The organism is Rhodopila sp., from assembly GCF_965276935.1.
GTDB lineage: Bacteria > Pseudomonadota > Alphaproteobacteria > Acetobacterales > Acetobacteraceae > Rhodopila.
The window spans coordinates 518,206-535,245 of the sequence record NZ_CBDIBS010000004.1 but is presented as its reverse complement, the minus strand read 5'-3'; the positions used below and the strand labels follow the sequence as shown (position 1 = coordinate 535,245).

13 protein-coding genes are annotated in these 17,040 nt (G+C 59.1%); 5 read left to right on the top strand and 8 right to left on the bottom strand.

Annotated elements, in window-relative coordinates:
* Positions 1-19: 19 nt before the first annotated feature.
* The 4 genes from ACQY4S_RS18790 to ACQY4S_RS18775 form a co-directional block, all read right to left on the bottom strand.
* On the bottom strand, positions 20-439 hold the full coding sequence (locus ACQY4S_RS18790) for a ribulose bisphosphate carboxylase small subunit (RefSeq protein WP_428486748.1): 420 nt from the start codon (positions 437-439) through the stop codon (positions 20-22).
* A 147-nt stretch (positions 440-586) separates the two neighbouring features.
* Positions 587-2,044 (bottom strand): ribulose-1,5-bisphosphate carboxylase/oxygenase large subunit, encoded by a 1,458-nt coding sequence (locus tag ACQY4S_RS18785; protein ID WP_428486747.1) that lies wholly within the window; start codon positions 2,042-2,044, stop codon positions 587-589.
* Between the two features lie 112 nt (positions 2,045-2,156).
* Positions 2,157-3,032 (bottom strand): phosphoribulokinase, encoded by an 876-nt coding sequence (locus ACQY4S_RS18780; protein WP_428486746.1) that lies wholly within the window; start codon positions 3,030-3,032, stop codon positions 2,157-2,159.
* A 17-nt stretch (positions 3,033-3,049) separates the two neighbouring features.
* Positions 3,050-4,039 (bottom strand): class 1 fructose-bisphosphatase, encoded by a 990-nt coding sequence (locus ACQY4S_RS18775; protein WP_428486745.1) that lies wholly within the window; start codon positions 4,037-4,039, stop codon positions 3,050-3,052.
* Positions 4,040-4,173: 134 nt separating this feature from the next.
* On the opposite strand from ACQY4S_RS18775, the gene ACQY4S_RS18770 reads away from it, so the two are divergent.
* The 5 genes from ACQY4S_RS18770 (at position 4,174) to ACQY4S_RS18750 (ending at position 10,212) form a co-directional block, all read left to right on the top strand.
* Positions 4,174-5,151 (top strand): LysR family transcriptional regulator, encoded by a 978-nt coding sequence (locus tag ACQY4S_RS18770; RefSeq protein WP_428486744.1) that lies wholly within the window; start codon positions 4,174-4,176, stop codon positions 5,149-5,151.
* 277 nt (positions 5,152-5,428) lie between these two features.
* Positions 5,429-6,658 (top strand): ABC transporter substrate-binding protein, encoded by a 1,230-nt coding sequence (locus tag ACQY4S_RS18765; protein ID WP_428486743.1) that lies wholly within the window; start codon positions 5,429-5,431, stop codon positions 6,656-6,658.
* A 297-nt stretch (positions 6,659-6,955) separates the two neighbouring features.
* Positions 6,956-7,831: a branched-chain amino acid ABC transporter permease gene (locus tag ACQY4S_RS18760; protein WP_428486742.1), complete on the top strand. Its 876-nt coding sequence runs from the start codon at positions 6,956-6,958 to the stop codon at positions 7,829-7,831.
* 3 nt (positions 7,832-7,834) lie between these two features.
* Complete coding sequence (locus tag ACQY4S_RS18755) at positions 7,835-8,752, top strand: branched-chain amino acid ABC transporter permease (RefSeq protein ID WP_428486741.1); 918 nt, start codon at positions 7,835-7,837, stop codon at positions 8,750-8,752.
* The gene (locus tag ACQY4S_RS18750; RefSeq protein ID WP_428486740.1) at positions 8,749-10,212 is read left to right on the top strand and encodes an ATP-binding cassette domain-containing protein; all 1,464 of its coding nucleotides are present in this window, start codon (positions 8,749-8,751) and stop codon (positions 10,210-10,212) included. Before ACQY4S_RS18755 ends, ACQY4S_RS18750 begins: the two co-directional genes overlap by 4 nt.
* A gap of 400 nt (positions 10,213-10,612) precedes the next feature.
* Here the strand turns inward: ACQY4S_RS18750 and ACQY4S_RS18745 are convergent, their stop codons facing one another.
* From ACQY4S_RS18745 to ACQY4S_RS18730, 4 genes are all read right to left on the bottom strand, one after another.
* On the bottom strand, positions 10,613-10,864 hold the full coding sequence (locus tag ACQY4S_RS18745) for a hypothetical protein (protein WP_428488520.1): 252 nt from the start codon (positions 10,862-10,864) through the stop codon (positions 10,613-10,615).
* Complete coding sequence (locus ACQY4S_RS18740; RefSeq protein WP_428486739.1) at positions 10,789-11,049, bottom strand: hypothetical protein; 261 nt, start codon at positions 11,047-11,049, stop codon at positions 10,789-10,791. The genes ACQY4S_RS18745 and ACQY4S_RS18740 overlap by 76 nt, the downstream gene beginning before the upstream one ends.
* Before the next feature lie 378 nt (positions 11,050-11,427).
* The gene (locus ACQY4S_RS18735) at positions 11,428-13,548 is read right to left on the bottom strand and encodes a fibronectin type III domain-containing protein (RefSeq protein WP_428486738.1); all 2,121 of its coding nucleotides are present in this window, start codon (positions 13,546-13,548) and stop codon (positions 11,428-11,430) included.
* 96 nt (positions 13,549-13,644) lie between these two features.
* Positions 13,645-17,037, bottom strand: coding sequence for a hypothetical protein (locus tag ACQY4S_RS18730; RefSeq protein WP_428486737.1), 3,393 nt, complete (start codon positions 17,035-17,037; stop codon positions 13,645-13,647).
* Positions 17,038-17,040: the final 3 nt, after the last annotated feature.

Below are 17,040 nucleotides of genomic sequence, written 5' to 3'. Positions count from 1 at the left end.
CATGCGTTGGTTTATAAGGCTAATACCGCGCCCCCGCCGGCTTGTTCGCGGCATAAGCCCGGGTGGTGTAGCGAACCGACCTTCCGTCCGCCTCTTGCCTTTCCAGCATGAAGCCAGGTTCTTCCTCCGGCCGGTCGGTCAGGAAGGACAGCCGTACACTCTCCCATCCCGCTGTCGCATCGAATGCCGACAACCGTATATACCCGCGTCCCTTGTAGACCTTGCGACACGCGTCGAGTTCATACATGACCGCGGCCGGATCTTTCAGATCGAACATCGGCTGGCCCCACATCTCCCAGTACGTGTTGCGGGGATGCGGGTCATCGGTGAACTCGATGTTCACCGCCCAGCCATTGCGCTGGCAGTAGGCAACCTGGCGGGTGATCTGCTCGTCAGTCAGGTCGGGCAGGAAACTGAATGTGCCTTGAGTGATGCGCATGACAAAAACCTTCCAAAGCATGATCGCATTGAGCGGAACGTTCAGAGCGCGTGAACCATGCAGTCAAACAAAAGAGCCGGACCGTTTGCAGTGGACTGGTTATCCCTCTGTCCATCATGAGGTATGACGAACTTCGGGGGCAGGACACTAGGCGACGGTGAGAGTAGGGACGAAGTCCGGCGTATCGGTGGAGGCGTAGTCAAAGGTAACATCCTTCCAGACCGTCAGCGCCTGCGCCAGCGGCGTGCAGCTTCGGGCGGCGGCGGCCAGGATGTCCGGACCCTCGTTCAGGTAGTCGCGGCCTTCGTTGCGTGCCAGGATCATGGCTTCGAGCGCCACGCGGTTGGCGGTCGCACCCGCGGCGATGCCCATCGGGTGGCCGATGGTGCCGCCGCCGAACTGCAGCACGACGTCCTCACCCAGATGGTGCAGCAGCAGGTGCATCTGTCCGGCATGGATGCCGCCCGAGGCAACCGGCATCACCTTGCGCATGCCGCCCCAATCCTGGTCGAAGAACAGCCCGTTCTGCAACGCCTGCGGATTGTATTGCTCGCGGCAGATGTCGTAGTAGCCGCGCGTCGTCGCCGGGTCGCCTTCCAGCTTACCAACAACGGTCCCGGCATGAATGTGATCGACGCCCGCCAGCCGCATCCATTTCGCGATCACCCGGAAGCTGACGCCGTGTGTCTTCTGCCGTGTGTAGGTGGAATGCCCCGCGCGGTGCAGGTGCAGGATCATGTCGTTGCGGCGAGCCCATTTCGAGATCGACTGGATCGCGCTGTAGCCGATCACCAGGTCGATCATGATAATGTTGGACCCAAGCGACTTGGCGAACTCCGCCCGTTCATAGATCTGTTCCATGTCGCCGGCGGAGACGTTCAGGTAGGTGCCCTTGATCTCTCCGGTTGCCGCCTGGGAGCGGTTCACCGCTTCCATGCAATACAGGTAGCGGTCGCGCCAGTGCATGAACGACTGGCTGTTGATGTTCTCGTCGTCCTTGGTGAAGTCCAGGCCGCCTTTCAGCGCCTCATACACCACACGGCCGTAGTTGCGGCCCGACAGGCCCAGCTTCGGCTTGACCGTGGCGCCCAGCAGCGGGCGGCCGAACTTGTCCAGCCGTTCACGCTCTACCACGATGCCGGTGGCCGGACCGTCGTAGGTTTTCACGTAGGCGATTGGCAGTCGCATGTCCTCCAGCCGCAGCGCCTTCAGTGGCTTGAAACCGAACACGTTGCCGATGATCGACGCCGACAGGTTGACGATCGAGTTCGCCTCGAACAGTTCCAGGTCGTAAGCGATGAAGGCGAAATACTGGCCAGGTGCGCCAGGCACCGGATCAACGCGGTAACATTTCGCTCGATACTTGTCGCAGGCGGTCAGCCGGTCGGTCCAGACGACGGTCCAGGTGGCGGTGGAGCTTTCGCCGGCAACCGCCGCCGCAGCCTCGTCGGCATCGACGCCGTCCTGTGGCGTGATCCGGAAGCAGGCCAGGATGTCGGTGTCCTTCGGCTCGTAGTCGAGGTCGAAGTAGCCCATTTCCTTGTACTTCATGACGCCAGCCTGGTAACGGCCGGTCCGCTCTGTGCTGGTAGCAACGATATCCATGGTGTGATCTCCTTGACCTGTCTTCAGGCTGCCCGTTCTTCAGGCTGACCGGGTCTGTTTCGTATTGCCGATGATCGGATCGCGATCGCCGTGGGTGTTCCAACGCAACGGTTCAGCTCGCCCGCCGCGCACGTTCGATAAGCTGCAGGATCATCGGTGTCAGAATGAGCTGCATGGCGAGATCGAGCTTTCCGCCAGGAATAACGATGGAATTCGCCCGCGACATGAAGCTGCCTTGCAGCATCGACACGAGGTAGGCGAAGTCGATGCCGCGCGGGCTTCGAAAGCGGATCACCACCAGCGATTCATCGGCGGTCGGAATCCAACGCGCGATGAACGGGTTGGAGGTATCGACTGTCGGCACGCGCTGGAAGTTCACGTCGGTTTCGGTGAACTGCGGACAGATATACTGGATGTAGTCCGGCATTCGCCGCAGGATCGTGTCGGTGACGGCCTCGGTCGAGTAGCCCCGGGTTGCCTTGTCGCGGTTGATCTTCTGGATCCATTCAAGATTGATGACCGGCACGACGCCAATCTTCAGGTCGGCATACCGCGCCACGTTCACCTGTTCAGTCACCACGGCTCCATGCAGGCCTTCGTAGAACAACAGGTTTGAGCCGGAGGCAAAAGGTTTCCAGTCGGTGAAGGTGCCGGGTGGTGCGCTGTAGCGCAGTGCCTCTGCATCGTCGTGGACGTAGTGGCGGGTCTGGCCGGTGCCGTTACGGCCATACTCGGCGAATACCTTCTCCAGGTCGGTCAACAAATTCGCCGCCGGGCCGAAATGGCTGAAGTGGTTGTTGCCGGTCGCGGCGGCCTCGGCCATGGCGTTACGCATGTCGATGCGGTCGTAGCGATGAAACGCGTCGCCCTCGATCCAGGCGGCCTGGATCTTCTCGCGCGCGAAGATCCGCTCGAAGGTCGATTTTACCGTGGTGGTGCCGGCGCCAGACGAGCCGGTGACGGAGATGATGGGATGCTTCACGGACATCGGCGCGAAGTTCGCGATCAGGACCGGAACAGGCCGCGCACGGCGAACAGCGGGCGCTGCCCGGCCTGCGGGACACTGGCGGCATACAGTTCCATCACCCGCTCCACCTTGTCCCGCGAACCGAAGATCAGCGGCACGTGCTCGTGGATATCAGCCGGCACCAGATCCAGGATGCGGCCGAAGCCGTCGGTGGCCGCGCCGCCCGCCTGCTCCAGCAGCAGCGCGATCGGGTTGGCTTCATAAAGCAGCCGCAACCGGCCGCGACGGTAGCCAGGGCGAGTATCGCCGGGATACAGGTAGATGCCGCCGTGCAGCAGGATGCGATAGGCTTCGGAGACGACGGCGCCAAGCCAGCGGGTGTTGTAGTCGACGCCGCGTGGACCTTCGGCGCCGGCGACGCATTCCTCCACAAAGCAGCGGATTGGCAGCGGCCAGTGCCGGCCGTTCGAGGCATTGATGGCGTATTCTCGTCGCCCCGCTGGAACACATAGCGTGGTGCACGTGCGGGTGAATGCGCGTGTCCGTGGATCGAGGGTGAAGATGTCCACCCCATCCCCCAGCGTCAAAACCAACGCGGTGTGCGGACCGTATAAAACGAAGCCGGCGGCGAGCTGTTGGAAACCAGGCGCTAGGAAGCTGTTTTCCGGCTGATCCGAGGCGGTCGCCGGCAGCAGGGAGAACACCGTACCCATGGGGGCGTTGACGTCGACGTTGTTCGAGCCGTCCAGCGGGTCGATTGCCACAGCGATCAGACCGCCCGAGGTTAGTTCAACGACGTCCGCCATCTCTTCCGACGCGACCGCGGCGACGCCGGCAATCCGTAGGTGGTTGGTGAACACATCGTTGGCATATAGGTCGAGTGCCTTCTGACCATCGCCGTCGGCGCTGGCGCCCAGGATGCGGCCGACATCGCCCGCCAGAGGTCCCCGCGCGATTACTGTCGCCAGTTCGGCGGCGCCGGATGCGATCGCGGCGATCGTCTGAACCACCGCCTGCCGGTCAATCATTGCGACAGACCAGTTAGCAAGATGCTCATGCAGCGTTGTCAAACCGGCTTTCTCCCCAGGCAGATCCGTCGACCGATTGCCTTCGTCTTGCAGGTGAAACCTATCGGGTTTATCAAACGAAAGAAAATATTTTTATGTTGGTGTCAATGAAAGAAAATCTTGTAAATTTTCCACGACGAACGTCGCTGCGCCAGTTACGCGCATTGGGTGCCGTGACCAGCACCAAAAGCCTTTCGGCCGCGGCGCAACTGTTATCCGTGACCCCGCCGGCGGTGACGCAACAACTCCATCTGCTGGAGGATGCGCTCGGCGGCGTCCCGCTGTTTGAACGCACTGCCACCGGCGCTCGGCCCACCGAAGCCGGACGCGAGGTGCTTGCCGCGCTAGAGCGTATTGAAGCGGCGCTGGCGAATTGTGTCACGGCGATCGACGCGCTGCGTGGCATGGAGGGGGGACGGGTCGCCGTTGGGGTTATCAGCACGGCGGAATATTTTGTCCCTTTCGCGCTCGCGGCATACCAGCGTACATATCCAAATGTCGAAATGCGGGTGCTGGTGGGCAACCGGGCGGAGATGATCGCCGCGCTGGAGCGGTTTGATTTGGATGTCGCGGTGATGGGTTACCCGCCGGAACACCTTCCGGTCGAGCGGGCGATCATCGGCGACCATCCGCATGTCATCATAGCACCCCCCGGTCACCGGCTTACCAAGCGAGCGAACATTCCGCTGGAGGAGGTCGCGCAGGAACTTTTCCTGCTGCGCGAACTGGGATCCGGCACGCGCAATCTGATGCTTGGGCTGTTTGCCGCATCGGGGATGCCGGCCGGACCGCGAATGGAAATCGGCGGCAATGAGACGATCAAGCAGGCGGTGATGGCTGGCATGGGGGTGGCGTTGCTCTCCGCCCACACGATCGCGGCGGAGGCGGCGGACGGTCGGCTGGCGGTGCTGGATGTGGCGGGCTTGCCGATCGTCCGCCAGTGGTTCGTCGTGCGACGCGCGGAGCGGCGCCTGCTTCCCGCGGCACAGGCGCTGTGGAACCATTTCGCGTGGTCCGGCGCACAGTTTCTGCCGAAGGCTGGATGGGGGGCAGGAGATGCTCAAGCCCTCTAGGCAACTGACCGTCGCGAATCAGGGACGGTCAGCAAATCCCGCCATGACGCCGCAAGGCTGGCGCGGTCATCCGGCTGACGCCGGGCGGTTTGGCTTTCAGCGCAGCCGGTTTGGAAAGTACCCGCAACAAGACGTGTCTCTCCGTGATCAATTCTAGGTCAATGCGTAGTGGTCGTTTTGACACGATTGGTTGTTGCAACTCTGAGCGCAATCCAGCATTTAGCGTCTGCTCGCCGGCAAGACGGCGATGGATGGCAATGAAGACAGGAAGCGGACCATGCGGATTTCACACAGGATCGCCTTGCTCGGCGAGTTACTTGGCTGCGCGATCGCGTCCCCGGCCGCCTGGGCGGCCGATCCGATCAAGATCGGCGTCATCGCCGAAACCTCGGCGATCAGCGGCGTGGGCATTCCCAACGCCGCCAAAATGGCCGCCGACGAGATCAACGCCAAGGGCGGCATCAATGGCCGCATGATCGAGATCGTTTCCTACGACGACCATAACTCCGCCACCGATGCGGTACGGGCATTCCAGCGCGCCGCACAGGAGGACAAGGTCAGCGCTGTCATCGCCAGTTACATCAGCGAAGTGGTGCTGGCGCTAGAGCCTTGGGCTGGCCGGCTGCACATGCCGATGATCACGCCCGGCGCGGCAAGTAACGACATCACCAAGCGTGTGCACGACGACTACGATCACATGAAATACGTCTTCCACGGCTATCTCGCCTCAACCCAGATCGCCGACATCGTTTGCGAAGCGTCCAAGACGCTGCTGGTCAGCGACCTGCATATGAAGACCTCGGTCGTCATGAGCGAGGATGCCGCCTGGACAATCCCGCTGGATGAGGAATACCTGAAGTGCCTGCCGGCCAATGGCCTGAAGGTGCTGGACCATATCCGTCTGTCCCCCGACACCACCGACTTCACACCGATCTTCAACAAGATCGAAGGTGAGAAGCCCGACGTGATCGTCACCGGCATCAGCCATGTCGGCGTTCAGCCGACGGTGCAGTGGCAGCAGCAGCAGGTGCCAATACCAATGTATGGTGTTTCCAGCCAGGCCACCAACAGCACCTTCTGGAAAGACACCAATGGCGCGACCAACGGCGTAATCTTCAACATGGCTTCGGCACCTGATGTGGCGGTGACGCCAAAAACGATTCCCTTCGCCAAAAACTACCAGGCGAAATACGGCAACCTGCCCGGATATGCCGCCTACACCTCTTATGACGATGTCTATATGTGGACGGACGCCATCCGCAAAGCCGGCAGTACCGATCCCGATAAAATTGTCACGGCGATGGAGCAGACCGACTACGTCGGCACGATCGGGCGCGTCGAGTTCCTGCCAAAAACCAGCATTTTCGCTCACGGCATGAGGATTGGTGACGGCTACATCACTGGACTAATGGTTCAATGGCAGAACGGCAACCCGGTCACCGTATGGCCCGCCAATGTCGCCACTGGCAAGATGACTTTCCCGTCCTTTATCCATTTTGCGCAATAACCTTTACGGATTATTCGCAGCCGCTGTTGGTGCTGACACTTTGCCTCCCGTCATAGCGGGAGGCGGTCAGGTTGACCTGCCGCGGCACCGTGCTGGTTCAGGTGGGCAATGCTAGGCCGAGCCTTCGCGGAGGCAGGGCGCTGCGTCAGCGTCAAGGCCCAGTAGTAAGATCAGATAGCTGATTCACGATCAAACAAAGAGTTAGACCATGATCGCACACTGCCGAAGATGTAACCTCAAGCGATCATGGTGCAAGCCTGCGGTTTCGTCGGAACCGGCCGAGCCGGACGGAGGCTCATGCTCGCTCTGCAGATATTGATTGATGGCTTCGCGATCAGCAGTCTCTATGCTCTGGGCGCCATCGGTTTCACCCTGATCTTCGGCGTCTCCGGCGTGTTGAACCTGTCACACGGCGCGATCATGGTGGTGGCCGCGGTCATCGCCTGGTGGGTTGCCGGCACGTTCAGCACGGGGCCGTATCTAGGTGCACTGGCAGGAGTGGTCGCGAGCCTGGCCTGCGCCTTCTTTACCTACCAAGTGATTGTGCGGCCGATCCAGAATTCGCCGTCGATCCCGCGCGAAGAAAAGGAGATCTTCGTGCTGACCGCGACCTTGCTATGGGGCATCATGCTGCAGGAAGCAGTGGCATATCAATTCACCAACAACCCGAAGACCGTTCGCCCGCTGATCGAGGGCGTCGTCATGATCCTCGGCGTGCGCACGCCACTGAACGAAATCTTGACCGCGGCGCTGTCCTGGGCGGCGATCGGTCTGCTGTATCTTCTTGTCAATCGCACCCGTACCGGCAAAACCCTTCTGGCCGCCTCGATGAACCCGCGCGGCCTGACGCTGCTGGGCGTCGAGCTGTCCAGCATCTATGTTCTGGTCTGGGCGATCTATGGCGTTCTGGCCGGGATTGCCGGGGTGCTGCTGGGTGCCTTCCTCGGCGTGAGCTCCGACAACGCCGGCACGCTGACCGCCAGCGCTTTCTCGATCGTGGTGCTGGGCGGCCTTGGCAGCGTCTCCGGCTCATTGATGGCGGCCTATGTCGTCGGCTATTTGGAAACCGTGACCGCCTACCTGATTTCGCCGTCCATTCGCACGGTGCCGGGGCTGCTCCTGCTGATTGCGGTGGTTTATGTGCGGCCGCAGGGCCTGCTGGGGCGGAGGTAACCAATGCTGCGATCCCGCACGTTCCAGGTGGTGGTGCCAGCTTTGCTGGTGTTGGCGCTGCTGCCGCTTGGGGTGAACGGCTACATCCTCGGCCTGCTGACGCTCGGCTATTACTACGCCGTGTTCGCGATGTCCTGGGACCTGCTGTTCGGCTTTGCTGGTGAAGTCAACTTTGGTCCTAGCTTCCTGATCGGCGTCGGCGCCTATACCGCGGCTTTGCTCAACCATTACTGGCTGTGGCCGATCCCCGCCTGCCTCGCGGCCGGTGCTGTTGCCGCGGTGATCGCCGGCGCTGTCCTGGCAGTGCCGGCACTACGTCTAACCGGACCTTATTTCGGTCTGATCACGCTGGTCGCGGTGCTGCTGCTGCAGAACGTGCTGGTGCTGTTTGCCGGCATTACCGGAGGTGAGATCGGGCTGGACCTGCCCGACGTGCTCGCGATTGATGCCAGCACCAACTACTACTACGCGCTGGGCTTCATGGCCGTCAGCGGCGGCATCCTGTATGGTCTGGCCCAGTCTCCAGTCGGCCTCATTCTGCAGGCCAGCGGCCAGGATGCGATCGAGGCCGCGGCACTTGGCTTCAACGTCGCCAAGCACAAGCTGGCCGCGTTCTGCATCAGTGCCTTCTTCTCCGGCTTGGCGGGGGCGATGCTGATCTTCTATCTTGGCACTGCGTCCGTCGGCACCGTCGTCGACATTGCCGTCGGCGTGAACGTGATCATCGCCGCGGTGTTGGGCGGGCGCCGGACGATCGTAGGCGCAGCCGTGGGCTCAATCTTCCTGATCGGCGCTGGCGAGATCCTACGTCCGCTCGGCCAGCTTGCCACCTTCGTGGTGTCCGCCATCGCGTTGGTGGTGATCCTGTTCTTTCCCGGCGGCTTCATGGGTCGACTTCTGCAGGCGGGAGGCCGCGAGTGACAGCACTGCTGGAAGTTATCGGTCTGACCAAACGCTTCGGCGGTTTGGTCGCGGTGAAGGATATCGATTTGTCGATCAACGCCGGCGAAATCCTCGGCCTAATCGGACCGAACGGGTCCGGCAAATCCACCGTAATGAAGTGCATCATGGGGATCGAGCGGCCGAACGCCGGGACGGTGAAGATTGGCGGCCTCGACGTCGCCGGCTGGCCAACCCATCGCATCGCCCGCCAGGGCGTCGGCATCGTTTTTCAGCATGCCCGCCCGCTGCACCGGCAGACGATCCTGGAGCACATCAAGCTCGCGCTGCTGCCCGATAACCTGCTGATGCTGGCAACCGACCATGGCGTGACGCGGCGGGCGGAGGAAATCGCCGCCCGGGTCGGACTGTCGCCGGTCGTGGACCGGCTGCCGCGCACTTTGCCGTTCGCTGACCTGCGACGGCTGGAACTGGCCAAGGCAATCGCGCGCAATCCCAAGGTCGTGCTGGTCGATGAGCCATTCGCCGGCCTGACCTCGGCCGAGGTGGCGGATTTCTCCACCCTGATCGACAGCTTCCGTGCCGAGGGGCACGCGGTGCTGTTGGTCGATCACAACGTCAAGGGCGTCGCGGCGCTGGTTGACCGCGTACTAGCGATGTACCTCGGCGAACGTGTCGCCGAAGGCACCGCGGAGGAGGTAATGCGCAACGAGACCGTGCGCAGGGTCTACCTCGGCGGCAAGATCGAAACCGCGGCCCGGCCGGAGCGCGAAGGCAAGAACCGCACACCGCTGCTGGATGTGCGAAATCTTGGCGTGCTGTACGGTAAGGCGATCGCCCTGGACGACGTCTCAATGCATGTCGGCGAGGGCGAATTCGTCTCCGTGGTCGGGCTGAATGGCGCCGGCAAGACGACCTTGTTTAATGCGATCTCTGGCTTGGTGCCGCACAGCGGCATGATTAACTGGCGGGGTGAGGCGCTGGCCGGCCGGACCGCCGGCGCCATCGCGCGCGGCGGCATCGTGCAATGTCCGGAAACGCGAGAATTGTTCGGCGACATGTCCGTGCGCGAAAACCTCGACCTCGGCGGGCAGCAGTTGGTCAAGCAGGAAGCGGCCACGCAGCTTGAGTGGCTGTTCAGCCTGTTTCCCATTCTTATGGCACGCCAAGGCCAGGTCGCGCGTACCCTGTCCGGTGGTGAGCAGCAGATGCTCGCGATCGCCCGCGCGCTGATGATGAAGCCAAAGCTGCTGGTGCTGGACGAGCCGACACTCGGGCTTGCGCCGGTGATCCTGGAGCAACTGTCAAAGGCCATGGAAACCCTGCGGCAGACGACCGACATAACGGTTTTACTCGGCGAGCAAAACGTGACCTTTGCTCTGCCGCACGCCGATCGGGTCTACGTGATCGAGCATTCCCGGGTCGTCTGGGAAGGCGATCCCGCGCGGTTCGCGGAGGAAGCGGGCGCCGGTTATTTGTAGGCCATCGGAGCGGATCGGGCGGCCGCCCCGGATCATCAAGGATTTGCTTGCTTATCAACGCCGCATTTGCACCGGTTCGCGCTATGCCGCAATGTCATGCGGGTGCAGGTTCGGTGCCAATGACCTGCAGGTCCGGTCTCAACGTAGGCGTGGATGGCCGGCCTGTGCCCATAGGCGCTAACATAAAGGCTCCCTTTGGGCCTGGTTCTGTGCTTCATGCTCGGGCTGGAGACGCAACTGAGCGATTCGCTAGACCTACAGCAGCTCATTGACAAGCTTGGCGACGCCGCCGCGTTATCCGGCTCGGTCGGTGAGCACAAGGCTTCCGGCGTCCGCGCGACATCAGGTCGGTCAGCGATTTGCGTAGATTGCAGTTGTATACGGCCCCGGCGGATTAACGTTACGCACCTTCGCTGCCATTGCCGCGCAACCAGGCGTTGCCGACGTTTCCGACGTGGCGCTGCTGAACCGCTTTGCTGGCGCGGCGGATTGGCTGGAAGCCTTCTGTGGCCGGCCGCTGTGCTAAGCTGGGCAACCCGAGGCGCCGGCAGCCCGGGCGGCTGAATTCCAGGCGGTTCAACGTGCTCTTGCCGGCCAACGGGGCGCAATCGCTGCGCGTGGCAGTGAGCTTGTCGGCCAGCACCGCCAGCACCGGATCGTGGCGCCGTGCGTCGTGATCGTTGAGATCTCGTAGCCGAGCGCAATGCCGATAATCCGCTGTGTAATCAACGTCTGCACGCTGTGCTCGACGAAGACAGAATCACGGCTATGTCCGAAACAGGCGGTAAAGCGGCGGGTCAGGCCGAGCACACGATTGGCCACGCCCAGCAGCGGCACACCGGCATCTGTCGTGATGCGCCCGCCATCAAAAGACGCAACAACCACACAGATTCCGACGGGTATAAATCCAAGCGGTTTGGATTACATTGTATTAGTGTCGGGAACGTCTCAGCTCAGCGGTAAAGCTTTGTTGCAGAAGAACTTCGCCTACTCAGGGCATCAATGAATTTGATTCGTGTGAGGAATGCAAGCTAAGCGTGTGCCAACAGCCGACTCCCACCAAGGTTCTTTTTGCTGAGGCGTGAAAGTTGCGGTACCCAAACCCCACTCGCCTCGCTGCCACTTACATCAAGTCCTTTCCCTGCGATCGTCCTACTACGCCAAACGACATCAAGCGAAAAATTGCTGAACCATCGATAGCCGCTACCACTCATCCTACTGGACTATGAATGACGCCGCGAATACAGCCGGACTACTACCATCAGTGCCCTCTACCCAGGCATACCAGCGTCCGGCTATAGCCGGGGTTGGCACGTAGGCGCCCCAAAGGGCGGTATTATTAATAGACTGGCCAACGGTCCAGGAAGTAGGCTCAATCGTAGTTGATGTAGACAGACCAAATTGCACTGGCGCAGAGGCTGGCGAGATAAAAGCATTGAGCGCAACTGTGCCATTGCCGCGTGTATAAGGTCCGCTCGGCCCCAAATTCCAAGTTACTGATGAAACGGGAGTTCCAATTGCCTCCGTGGCAGCTGAGGTCACAGAGGAACTTGGTCCCACGCCAATCGTGTTAACGCCGAACACCAAGAAGTCATAGCTGGTTGAGGGCTGTAAACCTGTGACATTGTAGTTGACTGCGACGATCCCGGCGATGGATGATGTCCAGGCAGCGGATCCGGTCATCCGATATTGAACTGTATAACTTGTTGAGGCATTTGGCCCAGTTTGGGTGGACCAGGAAAGCAGAATGGCAATACTAGATGTGACCGACGCTACAAAATTGCTCACTTGCCCTGGTACCAAAAGTTGAGCAGCCGGAGTCGTAACCGATACCACGACTGAGGCCAAGCCCGCCCCACCCGTATTTACTCCAAAAATTGAAAAGTCGTAGCCGGTAGAAGCTTGTAAGCCAGTAACGCCGTAGCTGCTTCCAGCAATTCCAGATACAGACGACGTCCACGATGTAGATCCTGTAATCCTGTACTGAATAGAATAAGTAGCAGCCGCATTACTTCCTGTTTGCCCAGACCAAGAAAGCTGTACGCTTGTGCTCGATGCTGTCAATGCCGCAAGGCCAGTAACTTGGGCTGGTACTTGGAGCGGTAATGCGGACACCGTTGTCGTTGACGCAGTCAAGCTTTGCGACGCAATTCCCGTACCGCTCCCGTTGACCGCCTGCACCTGAAAGTCGTAGCTCGTTCCAGCTTGAAGATTGGCTAGCTGAGAGCTCGTTCCTGTTATCGCACTAGGGCTATCGATCCAGCCAGAAGACCCAGTTTGCCTGTAGAACACCAAGTAGTTTGAGGGGTAGCCACCGATTAATGGCGTCTGCCATGACAAAGTTACGGCTGTAGCGGACACGCTTGAAGCAACCAATCCAGTTACCTGACCCGGTATGGCAACCGCTACAGAGGCCTGAGACATTAAAGCATATACAACTGTACCCGCTGAATACGTGAAGCATTGAACAACGGCCGACTGCTGTGGCCCAATTATGTTGCCTCCGCTCGAGGTAAGAACGCCGGAGCCAAGCGTCACGTTCCCACTGCTGACATTAATGACTTGACACTGAAATCCGTCTCCCATCTGTGCGGGAAGAGGCGTTAGTGTCACCGGCTGACTACAGACCAGAATGCGCCCGTTATGTCCGATGGCATTCAGGCCAACGCTTACGGTGATCTCAGCTACAGGTATCGTGTAGCCGGGCATTTGGCTGGAAATCCATGCCCATATGGCGCCGAAACTCTGGCTTCCCATGGTGTTGGCGTCTTGCGCAACCCACAACCTATCCGAATTAGACGCAGGCAGGGCCGACGGAGCCTGATCAATAGTAAGACCGTTCAAAAAGTCCGCATATTTGATAGCATGATCAGCCCCGGATTGGCTTATCGGAATGAGATCACCGACGGCCAAGGACGAAATAACTTCCAGCGCACCGATGGCGCTACCAAGCAAAACGGGCGAGATGGAGGCGCCGCCTGTAACGCTTGAGATTACACCGTTACCATCAATGGTCACATTCTGCCCCGCCGAAAAGAGCTCACGGAGGAACTCGGTCGGCATGAGCATCTGACTTCCCTGACTGGATATCACCAAATCAGATTTAAGCACGAAACTTGAGGTCGAAGGATAAGCTGCATGATCGGCCCCAGTGGCGACGACCGTTCCCCCGGACAACGTAAGTCCAATGCCAACATCAATCTGCTCGGGTCCGCCGGAACCCAAACTGGTTCGCCCAAGTAGCGCAGATGATTGAATCGAAATTGCCGGTTGCGCGGAAGCCAGCAGTGCCCCAACAGATACGGCGCAGAGGCTGCCACCTTGACTTATCGGCATCTCGTCCGCAGGTGCAACTGAAGCAGCGGCTGGAAGCTGCGAAATTGTAGGCATCAAACTACTTTCTGATACTTGTTTTCGGCTTTGAGGAGAACCCTAGGCAGCCACCACGGCTCCGCTACAACAGGAGATCCAGTGTTGACCGTCGAAAAATACCTGCACGCCAGTTCCCGTGCCGGCTGCTTCGGTAGGCTTCCTGCCATTCGTAGCAAAAGCTTGACCCGCCGCCGTTTGACCTGTCGGAAGTGTCGCAACCGTGTATGACGGTAAAACAGGAGGAGCGGTCCACTTCGGACCAACAGCATTGGTCCTAAAGACTTCACGCCAGCTTGATGATCCATCGGAGACAAGATGGTACCTGTCGTTGGTTCTCAGGACTACTGGGCCACAGTCAATTCCGTCGGTGCCCGCCGGTGTTATACTTACTGCTCCAGCTCCAAGGGCAGAAAAGGTAAATCCAGTACCCGCGGCTACCGCTGAAGCCGCAGGCAAAGTTAAAGTGTAAGCACTTGCGCCTACAAGAAATAGAATATTACCTGCGATAGAAGCTGGTATGGAATTTGATGTGGCAAAAACATTTTCCCAACCAACTGAAATTCCCTTCCCAACGACACATGTTGTAGATCCAGTAGTCCATTTCAGCGAACCATTCGTGTTGGTCGTATTGTCGTAAAAAAGCCTACAGGAGTTGGATCCCTCGAACGCAATTGCTTGACCAGCAGACATCTTGATGACGGGTGCAGAACCTACTTGCGCTGCATTTGTGGTGTCCAAAACAGCGTTCGAGAAGGGAACGTCTACCTTGAAGACTGTTATGGCACTTCCGGACGATCCGGCACTTAGCGATACCCCAATAATGGTGGAAACCTGAACGGGCGCACCAGCGGTGTTACTCTGACCAATGACCAGACTCTGTATTGCTCGGCTGTTTGCATCATCCAGACCGTTTCCAAACCAGTCCATCTCTACTGTTAATGCTGCATTTGCCGAACTCGAGGGCAGGCCGGTTGCATCGCGGTATTCAAGACATGCTGCCCAAAGTTGAGGTTGCGGGAGCGGCAGTCCGTTTGTGCCATTTGCCACGACTTGGCGAACCGTCTGAATGTAGCGCCCGACATGTTGGGCTGGAGTAGCGGCTACAGGAGTTTGGATGCCCGCCCAAATGAGCCGATCGATGCCGCCCCATATATAGGTGGCAGGGCTATTGTAGATAATGGTGTCGACGCGGGCATTCGCCACTACCGCGCCATTTGTTCCACCATTGTGGCTAACGATATAGGCGGACTGTTGAACAGCGAGATCAGTCGCTTGGGAACTTCCCTGCGAGACCGAAAAGCTGGTCGACGTGTTGCCTACAACAAAACCTGGTAGGACCAATTCGGCCAAGTTACCGCCAGACGGGACCGCAGATGCCAAAGGTGTTCCGTCCGCCAGAGTAGTGCCGTCCACAAACCATTTGACCCGCTTTGTCAGCGATATTCCCCAACTGCCTGGTTGCTGCAGCACTGTGGTTCCATGTGGAACGTAGATTGCCGATCCTGCGGGCGCTGCTAAGTACGCCGCTTTAAAGGCAGCGGTATCATCCGCAACTCCGTTCAGTAGGGCGCCATATGGCGCCAACGCAACGTTAATGACACCATTTGACGAAGGGTTTGCATCGACATATGCTTTACTTGCTGCGTGCAGGGGTGACGTCGGCACGCCGGCGAGGCTTAATATGCCGCTGAGCGAGCCGCCAGCAACCGGCAAAGCGGTAGCGACTTGTGTATCAACATACTGTTTGGTCGCTGCCTGAGTAGGAAGGGTCGGAACTGTAAGCAGTGACAATGCACCCGTTAAGGTCCCGCCCAGCAAGGATAATGTGGTTGATGTCTGCGCGTCGACGTAATGCTTGGTTGCCGCTTGGCTGGCGGCGATGGGGTCGGCATTAAGAGTTAGGCTGCCGCTCAATGTTCCGCCCGTCCTCGGCAACGTGCTGCTCAGTTGGATATCGACATAATTCTTTGTCGCCGCTTGGCCCGGTGAGATGGGATCCGACGCCAAAACCAATGCGCCGGTTAATGTATCTCCGGCCCGTAAAACGCGAGCATCGGTATATTGTTTTGTAGTAGCCTGAAGCGCAGTCAGCGGATCGCTTGCCAGTAAGACCGAGCCGGTAAATGTTCCTCCCGCACTTGTCAGGGCATTCGCCGTCTGTCCATCGACGTACTGCTTTGTAGCCGCTTGGAGGGGAGCAGTCGGGTTTGCAGCCAGATACAGCGCTCCCGTCAATGTATCGCCATTGCGGGCGACACGTAAGTCGACATATTGCTTCGTCGATGCTTGAAGCGCGAGCGCGGGATCAGAGGCGAGCAGTAGGTAGCCTGTCATTGACGATCCAGCCCGCGATACACTGGCAAGACTTTGTGTATCAACGTAATTTTTTGTAGCCGCTTGGCTGCTTGTGACCGGATCGGACGCGAGTACTAATGCGCCGGCAAGAGTGTCTCCGGTCCGAAGAAGTCTCTGATCGACATACTGTTTTGTCGCCGCCTGCGCATTGAGGGTTGGGTCGAATGCCAGCGCCAGACTGCCCAGCAGGGTGCCCCCCGCTTTCGGTAAAGCTGCTGCAAATTGTGTATCAACGTAATTTTTCGTAGCCGCCTGCAAGGCCAGCATCGGATCAGCGGCAAGTGTTAGTACGCCGGCCAATGTATCGCCGGTTCGAGAAAGCTTAAGATCGGCGTAATGTTTTGTTGAAGCCTGTAACGTAGTGACAGGATCGGCATTCAGAAGAAGTGCTCCTGACAGCGATCCTCCAGTGGCGGGTAGAGTGATCGCAATCGCCGCGTCAACATATCCTTTCGTCGCGGCTTGCAATGGTTGTTGCGGCGTGGAGGAAAGAGAGAGGGTTCCGGATAATGAGCCGCCCGTTAATGAAAGTACGTTTGAATTTTGCAGATCCACGTATGCTTTGTTGGCAGCTTGGGTCGGCAGCGTCGGATTAGCAGCAAGCGAAAGCGCACCAGTGAGGCTACCTCCGGAAGTTGGCAGGATCTTCGCCGTCAGGCTGGCAAGTGTCTGACTACCCATTGAGCCAGTTGGCGTGACAAGTGCTTGTGAGATGTTAACATTAGACAGGCCGGAAAACCCGTTCAAAAATTGTCCGTAGGTTACAGCTACATTTGTGCCGGCTTGCGACATCGACAGCAGATCGCCAGAAGCCGGGACCAAGCCACTCTGTAGCGCATCAATTAAAAACGGTGTTGCCGTAGCAGACAACGTACTACCATTAAAGCTAAGGTTTGGTCCGATAGAAATAACTTCGGGCGAGCCAGTGCCGGAACTGATGCGACCAAGCAAGGATCCCGTCGGAACCGCCAATTGTGTCTGCACGCCGTTCAAAACCTGTGAACGGGAAATGGACCTAGCGGTACCGGCCTGGCTGACGATGAATTCGTCTGTATCTGAAGCTGATGTCGCGGGGGCCAGCTCGTCAATAGTAGGCATGGA